Source organism: Pseudomonas sp. stari2 (genome assembly GCF_040760005.1).
Taxonomy (GTDB): domain Bacteria; phylum Pseudomonadota; class Gammaproteobacteria; order Pseudomonadales; family Pseudomonadaceae; genus Aquipseudomonas.
The window spans coordinates 3,341,823-3,356,962 of sequence record NZ_CP099760.1 but is presented as its reverse complement, the minus strand read 5'-3'; the positions used below and the strand labels follow the sequence as shown (position 1 = coordinate 3,356,962).

Annotated in this window: 12 protein-coding genes; 3 read left to right on the top strand and 9 right to left on the bottom strand. The window is 57.3% G+C overall.

Features of this window, described 5'->3' with window-relative positions; genetic code table 11:
* Position 1: 1 nt before the first annotated feature.
* Positions 2-1,591: a benzoylformate decarboxylase gene (gene mdlC / locus NH234_RS15105; RefSeq protein WP_367253245.1), complete on the bottom strand. Its 1,590-nt coding sequence runs from the start codon at positions 1,589-1,591 to the stop codon at positions 2-4.
* A gap of 118 nt (positions 1,592-1,709) precedes the next feature.
* Between mdlC and NH234_RS15100 the strand changes: the two genes are divergently transcribed.
* Positions 1,710-2,624, top strand: a complete 915-nt coding sequence (locus NH234_RS15100; RefSeq protein WP_367257179.1) for a LysR family transcriptional regulator — start codon at positions 1,710-1,712, stop codon at positions 2,622-2,624.
* A 59-nt stretch (positions 2,625-2,683) separates the two neighbouring features.
* Here NH234_RS15100 and NH234_RS15095 read toward each other — a convergent pair whose 3' ends face one another.
* From NH234_RS15095 to NH234_RS15085, 3 genes are all read right to left on the bottom strand, one after another.
* A complete protein-coding gene (locus tag NH234_RS15095; protein WP_367253244.1) occupies positions 2,684-3,985 on the bottom strand; it encodes a carbohydrate porin in 1,302 nt (433 codons plus the stop codon).
* 68 nt (positions 3,986-4,053) lie between these two features.
* Positions 4,054-5,565, bottom strand: coding sequence for an indoleacetamide hydrolase (gene iaaH / locus NH234_RS15090; RefSeq protein ID WP_367253243.1), 1,512 nt, complete (start codon positions 5,563-5,565; stop codon positions 4,054-4,056).
* Positions 5,566-5,663: 98 nt separating this feature from the next.
* On the bottom strand, positions 5,664-6,383 hold the full coding sequence (locus NH234_RS15085; protein WP_367253242.1) for a response regulator transcription factor: 720 nt from the start codon (positions 6,381-6,383) through the stop codon (positions 5,664-5,666).
* 734 nt (positions 6,384-7,117) lie between these two features.
* Between NH234_RS15085 and NH234_RS15080 the strand changes: the two genes are divergently transcribed.
* On the top strand, positions 7,118-8,581 hold the full coding sequence (locus NH234_RS15080) for an aldehyde dehydrogenase family protein (RefSeq protein ID WP_367253241.1): 1,464 nt from the start codon (positions 7,118-7,120) through the stop codon (positions 8,579-8,581).
* 58 nt (positions 8,582-8,639) lie between these two features.
* Here NH234_RS15080 and NH234_RS15075 read toward each other — a convergent pair whose 3' ends face one another.
* From NH234_RS15075 to gabT, 3 genes are all read right to left on the bottom strand, one after another.
* A complete protein-coding gene (locus NH234_RS15075; protein ID WP_027616181.1) occupies positions 8,640-9,128 on the bottom strand; it encodes an Lrp/AsnC family transcriptional regulator in 489 nt (162 codons plus the stop codon).
* 45 nt (positions 9,129-9,173) lie between these two features.
* Entirely contained in the window at positions 9,174-9,830 is a 657-nt protein-coding gene (locus NH234_RS15070) for a 2-haloalkanoic acid dehalogenase (protein WP_085730917.1), read from the bottom strand.
* Positions 9,831-9,926: 96 nt separating this feature from the next.
* Positions 9,927-11,219 carry a 4-aminobutyrate--2-oxoglutarate transaminase gene (gene gabT / locus NH234_RS15065; protein ID WP_367253240.1) on the bottom strand — a complete coding sequence of 431 codons (1,293 nt, stop codon included), beginning with the start codon at positions 11,217-11,219 and terminating at the stop codon, positions 9,927-9,929.
* Positions 11,220-11,505: 286 nt separating this feature from the next.
* Here gabT and NH234_RS15060 point away from each other — a divergent pair, with 286 nt between their 5' ends.
* Positions 11,506-12,432 carry a 2-hydroxyacid dehydrogenase gene (locus NH234_RS15060; protein ID WP_367253239.1) on the top strand — a complete coding sequence of 309 codons (927 nt, stop codon included), beginning with the start codon at positions 11,506-11,508 and terminating at the stop codon, positions 12,430-12,432.
* A gap of 54 nt (positions 12,433-12,486) precedes the next feature.
* Here the strand turns inward: NH234_RS15060 and NH234_RS15055 are convergent, their stop codons facing one another.
* Together NH234_RS15055 and NH234_RS15050 are read right to left on the bottom strand one after the other, a co-directional pair.
* A complete protein-coding gene (locus tag NH234_RS15055; RefSeq protein WP_367253238.1) occupies positions 12,487-13,566 on the bottom strand; it encodes a tartrate dehydrogenase in 1,080 nt (359 codons plus the stop codon).
* A 27-nt stretch (positions 13,567-13,593) separates the two neighbouring features.
* The gene (locus NH234_RS15050) at positions 13,594-15,051 is read right to left on the bottom strand and encodes an NAD-dependent succinate-semialdehyde dehydrogenase (RefSeq protein ID WP_085730913.1); all 1,458 of its coding nucleotides are present in this window, start codon (positions 15,049-15,051) and stop codon (positions 13,594-13,596) included.
* Positions 15,052-15,140: the final 89 nt, after the last annotated feature.

The window sequence follows — 15,140 nt, the reverse complement described above, 5'->3', positions numbered from 1 at the left end:
ATCAATGAGGCTGAATCGTCACGGTGGGAACTTCAATTACGGTTGGCTCAGTAGAGTCCAGTGCAGCTCGCAGTGCGGCCTCGAAACTTTCGCGCGTATCGGTGTGGACAGCCTTCACTCCATACCCTTTGGCAATTGCGCAGAAATCCAGACCTGGCACGTCCAAGCCAGGAGCTTCCTCGACCTTCAAGACCCCGGCGAACCAGCGCAAGGCGCCATAGGTGCCGTTTTTCAAAATGATGAAGACCACTGGAATGTGATACTGCGCTGCTGTCCAAAGCGCAGTGATCCCGTAGTTAGCGGAACCATCACCAATCAATGCGACTACTCGCCGGTCAGGTTGAGCAAGCTGGACACCGACCGCGGCTGGCAACCCGAAGCCCAGGCCGCCCGCTGCAGGGAAGTAGTAACTACCTGGATGACGCATGTTCACGCGCTGCCAGAACGCCGTGGTTGTTGAGGTAGACTCCTTGACGTAGATAGCGTCCGGCGGAGCTAAATCATTCAGTACGTCAAACAGTGTCTCTGGGCGCAAGTGATGAGGTTCATCCTGCATCGTTGCCGGCGCAGGAATTGGCGCAGGGTAGGATTTCGCCTTTTCTGCAACACCCTCGGCAAGAACCCTGAGTGTCTCAGCGATGTCGCCGATCAGCGCGTCTCCCATCGGCGCACGAGCGGCTTCCTGGGGATCGGAGGTGATATGCAGCAGTTGAGCGCCAGCAGGCAGGTAATCACCTGGTGCGAATTGGTGATAACGAAAGACTGGAGCGCCAATCACGACGATGAGGTCGTGGCCATCAAGGGTCTTGCTGATACCGGCGATTGCGGCAGGCAGAACACCCCGGAAGCTCGGGTGACGTGTTGGGAACGGGCAACGTGATGCTGAAGGAGCGACCCAAACCGGAAGTTTCAATTTATCGGCTAACGCAACAGCATGATCGTTGGCGCGGGTGGCATCGACATCCGGGCCCAGTACCAGAACAGGATTTCTAGCGTTGTTCAATTGCTTGACCAGAGCTTCCAGCTGACGTCCGTCAGGGGCACCGGCAGTTTGGACTTCCCGCTGAAGCAGGTACTCCACACCGGCGGGTGATGTTTCCTCCCAATCATCGTACGGAATCGAAAGGTAGACCGGAGCCTTAGGTGAGGTGTTGGCAATGTGGATCGCTTGGCTCAATGCTCTGGGCACGTCCTGAGCAGTCGCCGGCTCATAACTCCACTTGACGAGCGGCTTCGGCAACTGCGGGGCGTCCACGTTAGCCAGCATTGCCTCAACCCCAATCATCGACCGCACTTGCTGCCCTGCCGTGATCACCAGCGGGCTGTGCGAGTACCATGAATTGGTGAGCGCCCCCATTCCATTACCGGTACCGGCCGCCGCGTGGAGATTCACGAAAGCGGGTTTACCGCTCGCGAGCGCGTAACCATCAGCCATACCAACGACAGCACCTTCGTGTAGCCCCAGAACATACTGAAAGTCCTCTGGAAAATCCTTGAGGAATGGAAGCTCGTTCGACCCGGGATTACCAAAGATGGTGGTCATGCCATGACGGCGCAACAGGGCATAGGAGGCAGAATGGATTGTTTTCATGGGTTCAAGTTCCAGGGTGTGTCCGAGTGCTCCTACTGTAAAAATTGGTTTAAGATCGATCAAATCAATCCTTTTTGTCACAAAAATAGACACCGCTTATTTTGATAAAGGTCTGCAAATGGCTAATTTCGATCTCAATCTCGTTACCACATTCGTCACCCTGTATGAGACTCAGAGCCTGACGGTTACCGCCGAACGGCTATTCGTGACTCAGCCATCAATCAGCTATGCGCTAGGTAAGCTTCGCGAACAATTCGACGACCCTTTATTCGTAAGAACTAGCCAAGGCATGCAGCCCACGAGGCTTGCTGCTCAGCTTTACGTAGGCTTCAAGCAAGCCTCACGTTGCATTGAGGAATCGATCTCTGAAGCGCGAAAATTCGAACCGGGCCACTCAAACCGACAATTTCGACTGGCCCTTTCCGACTTGGGAGAGATGGCGTTGCTGCCAAAGCTCATGGAGAGGCTGAATAGTTTGGCGCCCAATATCGAGCTGGAGATCATTCCTCTCGAAATTGACCAAGTGGGGATGTGGTTGAACGATGGCTACATCGACGCAGCCATCTGCAGCCGTGCAATTACCAGCGCTGGCCTAGCGTCGAAAAAGTTGGTTAGCGAACGGTACGTTTGCTTGCTAGATGCGGCCCACCCCCGAATCCATTCTGAGATGTCCATGGAACAATTTCTTGCGGAGCGTCACGTTCTCGTCACGAGAACATCGGGCCATGGAATGGCGGAAGATGTGCTTCAGAAATTAGGAGCAAAGCGCCGGATAAAGCTACGCCTTCCCCACTTCTCAGTTCTACCCAAGGTGATACCAGGCACTGAATTGTTGGCCATCCTACCGTCCCAAATCGCAGAGAGTTTTTGCGAGTTGCCATTGACCAAGCCGCTGAAGACGCTGGAGTTGCCCTTCGAAGTTCCAGCATTCGAGGTCACCCTTCACTGGCACTCCCGGAGCATCCAGTCAACTGGACTCAAGTGGTTCTTTGAACAAATTCAGGCCGCTCTGGGTGAGTCAGATGCGGCCTGAGGATTCCACTGCATCTAGATTGGGTTCATGATTCCCGATCACTCTCTCCGTTTCAGGCATCAAAGTCCTATCTGCGATCCCAAGTCATAAACCATCTGCAGTCCAACGACAGCACCATTGCTACTCACCTCGGCTTGCGGGTTGTAAAAATTGCTTGGATTGAAAACGTACTGCACGCTTGGTTGGAATGACAGATAAGGTGTTGCCCGCCAAACCATATTCAGTTCAACGCGGGATTCCCCTTTCGACATCCCCTGATCAATTCCCGTCGAGCGCAGTCTCTGATCATGCTGGTACTGAACCTGCTTATCACCCAGACGAAGGTAACTCGCTTTTAGGCTCACAGAATCTTGTGGACGCCCGAACGGGCCAATGCGGGTTACACCCAACTCGACAAAATGCTCAAAAGGTTGCAGATCATCAGCACTCCATGTCCATGCACCGAATGTCTGCCAGGCTTTGTCTGGAGCCCCTGTAGCGGAAGCGCCCTCGCGAGAAAGCGTCTGCATGAAGCGGAAAATCAAGCCGCTGCTACCACGACGGGTTGAGCCATCGAGGATATCAGTCTGTTCGGCACTGTTGTAAAAGCCATTGAGTTCGTAGTGATAAGCCAATGGCGTCTGCGCAAAGCTTTTCTGATCTCCAACACCTGCTAGCCAAGTAATACCGCTCGCGTCACCAGGATCCCAGTCCCATCCCTTGGTGCGTTTGATGTAATGGGCAGGATTAGACTCGAAAGCACCAGCATGCAGGTACTGACCATTGTCGAATGAGTAACGCGAGTAAACGCCCCAGCTTCCGTATGGGTAAGGCAGTATTCCGGTGGTGTTTTCAATGATGGGGTCGTTGCAGGTAACCCAGTTTTCGCAATTCATCATGTAGAAATGCTGCTTAGCATTGCTACGCCCAACGTCGAGCTCAAGATGGTTGTCCAACAGCATTTGCCGATATTCAAACTTCGACAGATACCCCTTGTCGATGTCGTTATGCATAGGTGCGCCGCCTAGAGCGCTACCCGTGGCGCCTTGCCAAGCGCCAGCGGTGGGCTGACCTTCATTGCGCATCCATGGGAAGAATGTGTATTCAAACTGGAACGTGCCACCTGCAAATCCCAAAAGTTTGGACATGTCAAAATCGGCGCCGGCGAAAATAGCGCCCGCGTTGGCGAATGTGTGGGGACGAGGGCCAGTATTAAGGTTCTCCAGCATCAGATCGGTAACGATCAGGTGCGCCTTGAGTGGGCTGCTGTCTGTAGGCGCCGAATCAGCCCATGCCGAACTTGCCATACTACCCAAAGCCGCAATCGCGGTTACACAAAATCGGCGCGCAGAAGTACCTGCGACGAGTGGGATCGCGTTCATTCATTTAATCCGAAAAAGGTTTTTATTCGCGCAGCCAGGGCAACTGCGCTCAGGATAAGAACAACCGATCAGCGTGCTATGGGCGAAAGTGGCCCCTGCCCCCAGATCGACTCAAGCGTGCGACCGATTGCCAGGAGCTGGTCGTCCATTCCAGGCAATCCGTCAATCTCCATACCGACAGGAAGTCCGGACTCTTTCCCAACACCTACGGGAAGACTGAGCCCCGGCATCCTTACGTTGCTGCTCGGGTCGGTGTTTCGAATAATCCGACCAAATTTTTGAGGCGTTCCGGCGTCAGGTCCGGTCTTGATTGCCACCTCTGGAACCGTGGGGAACAGAAGAGCGTCGAGCTTGTTGTCCGCGAAGGTCTTCTGATAGAGAGCCAGCAAGGCTGGGACACCCGTCTTGATCGCTTGCGCATAAGCCGGGCCGCCAGGAATCATCTTTCCATCAGGCCCAGGGACATTACCCGGCACCACCATGGCCGAGAAAATACCTTGAACGTCGGGACTCGAAATGTTGGCGACCAGGGTTTCGAATGACACTCCGGTCGATTGTGATTTCAGGTAATCGGTCAGGGCCTTGCGCGCTTCCATGATGGCGACTGGCGTTGCCACAGCTGATGCCAATTGACCGATACCCGGCATACTGACTGAGACGACCTCAACGCCTGAACTGCGGAGCTTCTCTACGGCGGCGCTGGCCTGTGTCAAGACTTCCGGTTCTAAATCTGCCCAGAAGAAATCTGGAATGCCCAGTCGAATCTGGTGGGCCGGAATTGGCTTCAGAGGTGAAGAACCGCTAAGAATCGAATCCAGTAACACGACATCTCCAACCGAATTGGCCATTGGGCCTGCCGTATCGCGACTCGTCGAAATAGGCGTGATGCCTACGCCGCTATATCGACCCACCGTTGGGCGAAAACCGACACAGCCATTTAGCGCGCAAGGCTCACGGCTAGAGCCACCTGTATCTGTCCCCATAGCGATTGGAATCAAGCGAGCGCCCAGAGCGGCGGCACTCCCTGATGACGAACCACCGGCAATGCGAGAGTTGTCAAAGGCATTGCGCACACCGACCTGCTGTGGAAGATGAAAGGCAGTGTTGTAGCCGGTAGCGCCAAACGCGAGCTCATGCATATTGGTTTTGCCGACCACAATGGCGCCTGCAGCCTGTAGCCTATCGATAATCGGTGCATTGGCTTTCGGAAAGAAATTAGCGAGCGCTGGCGTGCCTGCTGTGTTCGTGAAACCAACGACCTGAATGTTGTCCTTGATTGCTATAGGGACACCGCCCAATGGAAGACACTGCTCCCCCTTGGCGAGGCGTTCATCTGCAGCACGCGCTTCGCCCAAGGCTCGCTTTGGGTCTAGAGAAATGAAGGCATTAAGCTCAGGATGCGCGTCAATACGGGCCAGCCAGTAACTGACAACCGATTCACTGGAGACCTTCTTTTCGCAGATGGCTTGTGCCGTCTGTTCAGCACTCATCAGGTAGAAGTCTTGCGGTACGCTCGACGCCGATGCGCCAACGCTTGCTGCCAAAAGGCCAATCGCTAAACAGGAGAGTCTGGTCTTCACGGATATTCCTTGAGAATCAGTCGATCCCCACTGCAGGTCTCGATGATTCATTTACGCACAGGAAAATATCCGGCAAACATCCTCATAAATGAGGAGGTTCAGTGCATTCCCACTCGCATGGCGAGCTCGGTTCGATTGCTCGAATGGGTCTTGGCCATGGCGTTTTTGAGATGGGTACGTACCGTTGTGAAGCCAATGGACATGAGGCGCGCGATCTCCTTGTCACTGCGCCCAGCTGCTACATGCTCGACAACAGCACGCTCTCGCGGACTTAGGGCTCCGTTTAAAGGCAGCTCAACCGAGAGCGCTTGCTGGAAGTACGGCGTGAGAGCGTTCAGCAGAGTGAGCTCCCTGGGACCAAATGCAGGTTGGTCGGCACTGCGCCATATGCGCAGATCCCCCACATCCCGTCCCTGGTTGAAGAAGAAAACGTTCACTCCATGATGCATCCCACAGGGTCTGAGGAACTCGGCGTAATGCTCACTGCGCTCCAATGTACGCCGACCAATGACATCATCCACACAAGCAGCTTGCCCTTGGGCTCGTAACACCGGCGTTACGGTATCGTGCGTGTGAATCTGCTCATCGTATTGGCGCAGCATACGCGCATCAATATTGACTGCAGCGCAACGCGTGGATCGTCCCCTTGAGCTATCCCAAAGGTAAGAGGCTCCGAAGTCAGATCGAAGCAGCTGGGTAACATCACCGAGCACCTGCTGACGAACCTCATCCCCCGCCCCACCCGTTCGAAGTCGCCAGACGATCTTGGCAAAAAGGCCAAGCTCAGAATTCGTCATGTCCATTTGGTTGATATGCATGGGCCTGCTCCCAGTTTTTTACACGAGTCTCCTAGCAATTTCCGAACCTGAATCCGGTTGCTTGTTCTTTTAAAGGCTCCAAAACACTGGCATCTATCGCTAACAGTCGTGTAGAGGCAGGTGCTAGAGCACTTGAGATCGTGAAACTGTTCCTAGAAAAAAGTCCGTCCAAAGTACTCTCTGCCAGGTACCCGATTGGTTGGTAGCACTGCTAGATGGGTCGAATATTCACGGTGAGTATCGTAAAGACATTAGGGATATGCAGGGCCCGCTCCAGCGTTGCAGCGGCTGGTCCAACTGTCCATCACCATACTGACGCGAAGCGGATTCGATCAGAGTGGTTGATGCGCTGTTGCTGTGCGCGGCCGCTGTTCGATCGGCAGCAACCGAACCCAACGACGAGACAGCGCAGAACACCAGGATATGGTCTGAAATGAACCGATTTTTCCGAGCCGCTTTGCGACATCAGAGGCGGAACTTCACGAAAACAAGTTCGAGATCACCCTCGTTCAGATTCTGATATACCGCGACGCCGCGTCGAATCACGTCAGCCCCTGAGATACAGCAGATTATCCCTTGCCGACTTTAAGAACGGCATATTTCGACTGGGCGCTTTTGCTAGTTTATCCAGACCGCAGGGTACCAGGCATGTACCGATGCCACGGTGTTGCTCTGACCTCCCTCTGCCGCTGCTGTCAGCAGCCCCCTCATCAGTACTCCAAGGAGCTCGTTGGATGACAACACACTCTTCGAATATCTACCCCGTGGATCCGCAAACGTCTCAGCGGTTTTATATCAATGGTGGCTGGACTTCGCCGGCCACACCTGCCAGTTTGCCCGTGGTCAATCCGGCGACTGAAAGCGTTGTTGCAGAGGTCGCCAGTGGGGCGGCCGAGGACGTTGATCGGGCAGTCGCTGCAGCACGTGCGGCGTTTCCTGGCTGGTCTGCGACCTCCGCCGAAGCACGTGCGGTCTTTCTTGGAAAGATTTACGACCTGATCCTTGAGCGAAAAGAGTCCCTTGCGCAGGCGTTATCTCTGGAAATGGGCGCTGCCATCGGTTTCGCCCGAGCGATGCAAGTGCCGTTGGCGGCCGAACACGTTCGGATTGCCCGTGATCTGCTGTCCACCTATCGCTTCCAGTCGGTTGAAGACGGCACCGCGATTGAACGCGAACCCATCGGCGTCTGCGGTCTCATCACCCCCTGGAACTGGCCGCTTTATCAAATCACCGCCAAGGTGGCTCCGGCTATTGCGGCCGGATGCACAGTGGTACTGAAACCTAGCGAACTGTCACCGCTCAGTGCCCTTCTTTTCGCCCAACTGGTGCATGACGCCGGCCTGCCACCGGGTGTCTTCAATCTGGTAAATGGCACAGGCCCTGACGTCGGCGGCGCCATGGCTGCACACCCGGATATCGATATGATTTCGATCACCGGTTCAAACCGTGCAGGTGCATTGGTCGCGCAAGCGGCCGCCCCTACAGTGAAACGCGTCACCCAGGAACTGGGCGGCAAGTCACCCAATGTGCTGTTGCCCGATGCCGATTTCGCCAAAGTCGTGCCACTGGGTGTGATGACGGCGTTTCGCAACGTCGGGCAATCCTGCAGCGCCCCGACCAGAATGATCGTACCAAGGGAACGGCTGGCGGAAGTCGAGGCACTGGCCGCCGCAACCGCCAACGCGATCATCGTGGGAGATCCACAATCGGAAGAGACGGTACTCGGTCCGATCGCCAATGAGGCCCAGTTCAAGCGCGTGCAAGCCATGATCGAATCGGGCCTGAGTGAAGGGGCCAAACTCGTCTGCGGCGGACCAGGCCGCGTGCCTGGTCATGAAACGGGCTTCTATGCCCGAGCGACTGTATTTTCCGAGGTTGATTCGAGCATGCGCATTGCCCAGGAGGAAATCTTCGGGCCGGTGCTGTGCATCATTGCCTATGAAACGCTCGATGAGGCTGTCGCGATCGCCAACGACACGGTGTACGGACTGAGCGCCCACGTTCAATCCCGCAACCTTGATCATGCACGTGCCGTTGCCTCACGCATCCGCGCTGGACAAGTGCTGCTCAACCACCCTGCATGGAATCCCATGGCACCGTTCGGTGGCTACAAACGATCCGGCAATGGTCGTGAATTTGGTGTCTACGGCTTTGAGGAGTATCTGGAAACCAAAGCCATCGTTGGCTTTGGTGGCTAGCAAATAATGGGGGACAGCCAGCTGTCCCCCTGTTTGCGCCTGATGGATGTATGGAGCTTCAGTGCCGCAACAACTTGCGCAACGGCACACCGTCCTTGAGCACCGGGGATTTGATGACGATGTAGCTGAAGTACTTGGAAATGCCGATGTTTTTATCCAGCAGGCTTTCAATCACTTCCTGATAGTGCTGAATACTGCGCGTCATGAAACGCACCAGATAATCGTAGCCACCACTGATCAAATGGCACTCGAGCACTTCATCCACCAGTCGGATATTCGACTCGAATTTGGCGAAGTCTTCGCGCTTGTGGTCACTCAGGGTGATTTCGGTGAAGACCGTTACCGATTCGGTGATCTTCGCCAGGTTCAGGTGTGCCTTGTAGCTGGAAATGTACCCGGCCGATTCCAGCCGTTTGACCCGTTGCAGGCAGGGGCTGGCCGACAATCCCACGGCATCGGCCAGACTCACATTGGTCATGCGCCCGTCCTTCTGCAACTCAACCAGGATACTGATGTCGATGCGGTCCAGTTTGACTAAACCTTCCATTGCGAACCTCTTGACTGCCATTTGTAGGACAATCTACTAGCAAAATCAGCGCCGTAAACACATCTGATGCTGTGCGACCAGGTCAGCCATGCTGTTGATGCAATAATCCGCAGCGCATGGGGTCGGTTGTTTCACCCGTTCACGACCGATCAGACACACATCGGTAAGTGCCGGACCGCGGGCGACAGGTCGGGTCACGCGCAGAATGTGCTCCGGCCTCAGCTCGTTGGCATTCAACCAGTCCTCGTCCCGCAGCGGATCGCTGGCCAGCGAAATAAAGTCATCGGCCACGATCCCCAGATGCTCGCACAACACGGCGCGATCCTCGGCATCCCGGTCGCCCACGACCAGCAGGCGATAAAACTTGCGCAAGTACAGCATCGCTCCCGGCGCGTCTTCGAACAATGACCAGTTGGCAGCGGAACGCGCGAAACTCATGCCCTCCTCCCAACTGGCTTTCAAGCTCCAGCGCTCGGCCAGTTGGCGATGGGCAAAACACAGCAATCCACTGAAGCCCAATTCGGCAAAGCGGGGATAGAGCGCCTGCACCACCTCGCGAAACTCGCCCAGCACCTGTTCCTTGTCCGGGCGCCCGCCCCGGCTGTCGAGCAACGGCTGCAGCGCTGTCCAGACCCCCGAATCACGGTCAACCAGGACTTCGTCGCAATCGATGAGCAGTGCTCGATAATCAGTCAGCCCCATGGTGTACACAGCCTCCGATGATGCGTTTCATCAATCCGTGCGCCAAAAAGGTTCAGCGACGCTGGTCAGCGACCGCGCCGCTGAACCCGGCGGACATCAGTTCAATACCCGTGCCAACGCAGCCTGCAGAATCTGCAACGCTTCATCGATCTGCGCTTCGGTCGTCACCAGTGGCGCGAGGAACCGCAAGACGTTGCGATAGACGCCGCACTTGATCACCAGCAAGCCACCTTTGCGCGCTTCATCGATCACACGCTGGTTCAGATCTGCGTCCGGGGAGCGCGCTTCATCGTTCTTGACCAGCTCGATGGCCAGCATGAATCCGGTGCCGCGTACGTCACCGATTTGCGGATGACGGCGCTGCAACTGCAACAAGCCCTCACGCAGGCGCTTACCCAATGCATCGCCACGTTCGAGCAGTGCCTCTTCTTCATAGGCGTCGATCACCGCCAGGGCCGCTGCGCAGGAAAGTGCGTTGCCGCCGTAGGTGCCGCCGAGGCCACCGGGCAATGGCGAATCCATGATGTCGGCTTTGCCGACCACACCCGACAACGGCAGCCCGCCGGCCAGACTCTTGGCTACGGTGACCAGGTCAGGCTGGATGCCGGCGTGTTGGAAACCGAACCACTTGCCGGTGCGACCGAATCCAGTCTGTATTTCATCGAGGATCAGCACGATGCCGTGCTTGTGGGTCAACTCGCGCAATGCCTGGAGGAATTGTGCCGGCGCCGCAAGGAAGCCACCGTCGCCCTGTACGGGTTCAATGATGATCGCCGCAACCCGCTCCGGCGCAACCTGAGTGGCGAGCAACTCGTCCAGCGCCTTGAGCGCCATCTCACTGGTGACGCCGCGATAGGCATTTGGATATGGGGTGTGAAACACCTCCGGCGCGAATGGCCCGAAGTTCTGTTTGTAGGGCTGGCTCATGCCGGTCAAAGTGGTGCCGAGCAAGGTGCGTCCATGGAAACCGCCGCGGAAGGAGATCACCGCAGAGCGGTTGGTGTGAGCGCGGGCGATTTTCACCGCGTTCTCCACGGCTTCGGCACCGGAGGTGAAGAACGCTGCTTTGTAGTGTTCCTCGCCACCTATCATTTCGCACAAACGCTGGGCCAGATCCAGATACGGCTTGTAGGCCACCACCTGAAAGCAGGCGTGCGAGACTTTTTGCAATTGGGCCTGCACCGCTGCAACCACTTTGGAATGGTTATGGCCGATGTTCAGCACGCCAATGCCGCCGACGAAGTCCAGATAACGCTGACCGTCCACGTCCCACAACTCCGCCCCCTGGGCGCGATCAATCACCAGCGGATGAGCGGTGACCAGCCCGCGTGGCACGAACTGATCACGCTGATGGAGTAAATGAGGCGTTTGGTCGACTTGGCTGTTCATGGCATTTCCCTTCGTGAGTCCGGCGGCCCGGAGTGAATGCAGGAGGTGGTTACACAGGGTCTTAAGATTAAGACTTGTGCGGAACGAACTACGCCGAACTTGGCCCCTGAGAAATCCGGATCGACTGTTTTCACCCTGCCAAACGGCAGATTCCTTCAGGCCGCCGAATCTGCCGGGCGCGTGCTTATATGACGTGACGCGCAGTGTTCGCAGCGCTGCTTTCGACAGATCCTGCTCTGGGGTTGGGCGATCATGGGAGCACCTTCAACCTCCTCAGGAATTGACCATGGCCCTGCTCTACAAAGCTGACCCCGTGCGCGGCGAACAGTGGAAAGCACTGTTCGCCGAACATGCCCCGGACATCGAATGGCGCGTCTGGCCGGACATCGGCGATCCCGCAGACATCAAGTATCTGGCGGCGTGGCAGGCGCCGGAAGATTTGCAGGCGTTGCTGCCAAATCTGCAGGTGTTGTTTGCATTGTCGGCCGGAGTCGATCAACTGGATCTGAGCCGTATCCCGCCGAGTCTTCCGGTGGTGCGCCTGCTCGATCCCGGGATCACCCAAGGCATGTGCGAGTACGCCAGTTTTGCCGTGCTCAGCTTGCACCGGGATATGTTGCGCTATCGCCAACAGCAGATGGCGCGCTGTTGGCAGGCGCACCTGCTGCAGCCGGCGCATCAGCGTCGGGTGGGGGTGATGGGTCTCGGAACTCAGGCGCAGCAGATTCTCGCCACCTTGCAGCCTCTGGGCTTTGCCCTCAAGGGGTGGGCGCGTAGTGCGCATCGGATTGCCGGCGTCGAGTGCTTTGCCGGTCGCGAGCAACTGCCGGCGTTTCTGAGCCAGTGCGACATTGTGATGTGCGTATTGCCGCTGACCGAGCAGACCCGTGGCATTCTCGACCGGGAGTTGTTTCGCCAATTGCCTCATGGCGCGGCACTGATCAACATGGGGCGCGGTGGGCATCTGGTGGAAGAAGACTTGCTCGACGCGCTGGACAGCGGGCAACTCAGCGGCGCGGTGCTGGATGTGGTGCAGAACGAACCGGCACCGGCGGATCATCCCTTCTGGGGGCATCCGCAGATTCTGCTGACGCCGCATATCGCGGCGATGACCCAGCCGGAAAGCGCATTTGCTGTCCTGCTGGAGAACATCCGCTGCTTCGAACGCGGCGAGCTCATGAGCGGTCAGATCGACCGCAACAAAGGCTACTGATTCAGCCCCTCTGCATGAGCGAGCAGGCTCACTCATGCAGAGGATGACGATGCTTCAGAGGAACTCCGCGATGGCCCTGCCGACATCCTGGGTCGAGCCCTTCCCGCCCAGGTCTGGAGTGATCGGTCCCTCGGCGATCACCCGCTCGATCGCCTGCAAGATTCCGTCGTGTGCTGCGCGATAACGCTCGTCACCGTTGCCCAGAAAATCGAGCATCAGCGCACCGGACCAGATCATCGCAATCGGGTTGGCGATGTTCTGCCCATAGATGTCCGGCGCCGAACCATGGACCGGCTCGAACAGCGACGGAAAGCGTCGCTGCGGATCAAGGTTGGCCGACGGCGCAATACCAATAGTTCCGGCACACGCCGGCCCCAGATCGGAGAGGATATCGCCGAACAGGTTCGACGCCACCACCACATCGAACCGATCCGGTTGCAGAACGAACCGCGCACACAAGATATCGATGTGCTGCTTGTCCCACGTTATCTCCGGGTACTGTGCGGCCATCAGCGCGGTGCGCTCGTCCCAGTACGGCATGCTGATCGAAATGCCGTTGGACTTGGTTGCTGCGGTCAGGCGCTTGCGTGGCCGGGTCTGGGCCAGATCGAAGGCAAACTTGAGAATCCGGTCGACACCCCGGCGGGTGAAGACCGATTCCTGCAGCACAAACTCATGCTCGGTGCCTTCGAACATCTTGCCGCCGACCGATGAATATTCACCTTCGGTGTTCTCGCGAATCACCACGAAATCGATATCCCCCGGTTCGCGCCCGGCCAACGGGCATGGCACCCCGGGGAACAAGCGTACCGGACGGATATTCACGTACTGGTCGAAGTCGCGGCGAAATTTCAGCAGCGACCCCCACAGTGAAATATGGTCCGGCACTTTCTCCGGCCAGCCCACGGCGCCGAAGTAAATCGCGTCGAAGCCCTTGAGCTGTTCGAACCAGTCCTCGGGCATCATCTGTCCGTGTTCCAGGTAATAATCGCAATGCGCCCAGTCGAGCACCTCAATGCTCAAATCCAGTTGCCATTTCTTCGCGGCCTGCTCCAGAACCCGCAGCCCCTCGGGCAGCACTTCCTTGCCAATCCCGTCGCCGGCAATCGCGGCGATCTTGAAGACCTTGCTCATCAGTTGTGGCTCCCCGTTGTTGTGAAGTTACAAGCCGCCGATGTGGAAGGCTTTGACTTCAAGGTATTCGTCAAGTCCGTATTTGCTGCCTTCACGGCCCAGGCCCGATTGTTTGATGCCGCCGAACGGCGCGACTTCCATGGAGATGATTCCGGTGTTGAGGCCGACCATGCCGAATTCCAGCGCTTCGCCGAAACGCCATGAGCGACGCAAGTCTTGAGTGAAGTAATAAGCACCAAGGCCAAACGGTGTGGCATTGGCCAGCGTCAAGGCTTCGGCTTCATCGGTGAACCGCATCAGCGGTGCGACCGGGCCGAAGGTTTCTTCGTTGGCCAGGAGCATGCCGGCATGGGCATCGCCAAGCACCGTCGGTTGCACAAATTGACTGTCGCCCTGCGGAACGCCGCCGCAGAGCAGCTGCGCGCCCTGGCTCAAGGCATCATCGATGTGACGGGCCACCTTGTTTACAGCTGCCTTGTTGATCAGCGGGCCGATGGTCACGTTGTCCTGCAGGCCATTGCCGACCTTCAGTTTGCCGACCTCCTCGACCAGACGCTGGGCAAAACGCTGGTAAATGCCGTCCTGCACCAGAATCCGGTTGGCGCAGACGCAGGTCTGCCCGGCGTTGCGAAACTTGCTCAGCATGATCCCGGTGACCGCCTGCTCAAGATCAGCATCATCAAACACAATGAACGGTGCGTTGCCGCCGAGCTCCAGGCTCAATCGCTTGATGTGTTCGGCACTCTGGCGCATCAGCAAGCGGCCCACGGCAGTGGAACCGGTGAAGGAAATCTTGCGTACCGTCGGGTTGCCAGTCAGCTCTTCGCCAATCCCGGCGGGCATACCGGTCAGCACATTGAACACCCCGGCCGGAATGCCGACGCGCTCAGCCAACACGGCTAACGCGAGCGCCGACAGCGGCGTCAGATCCGACGGTTTGACGATGATCGGGCAACCCGCCGCCAGGGCAGGTGCACACTTGCGGGTAATCATTGCGTTGGGGAAATTCCAGGGCGTGATCGCCGCACAGACACCCACCGGTTGCTTGAGGGTCAACAGTCGGCGGTCGCCGCTGGGCGCCGGCATGGTTTCGCCGTAAATCCGCCGTGCCTCTTCGGCAAACCATTTGACGAAACCCGCGCCGTAGCGGATTTCACCTTTGGCTTCATTCAGCGGCTTGCCCTGTTCGCAGGTCATGATCAGCGCCAGATCGTCGAGGTTGTCGATCATCGCCTGATACCAACGCTCCAACAGAGCCGCCCGTTCGGCAGCCGGTCGTGCCCGCCAGGCAGGCCAGGCCTGTTCGGCGGCGTCGATGGCGCGACGGGTTTCCACGCCTTGCATGGCGGGCACACGGCCGATCAATTCGCCGCTGGCCGGGTCGACGACATCCAGGGTCGCGCGGTCATCGGCGCCAATCCACTGGCCGTTCACATAAGCGAGTTCTGCGAGAAGACCGGGGTCTTTCAAACGATTCTTGAGCATGGTCGAGTCCTGATCCGAGACAGATTCCAGTCTAGGGAGACTCGGCGGATGAGGATGCTGAAAGCGCTTGACGGACAGTGTCGGCTGCT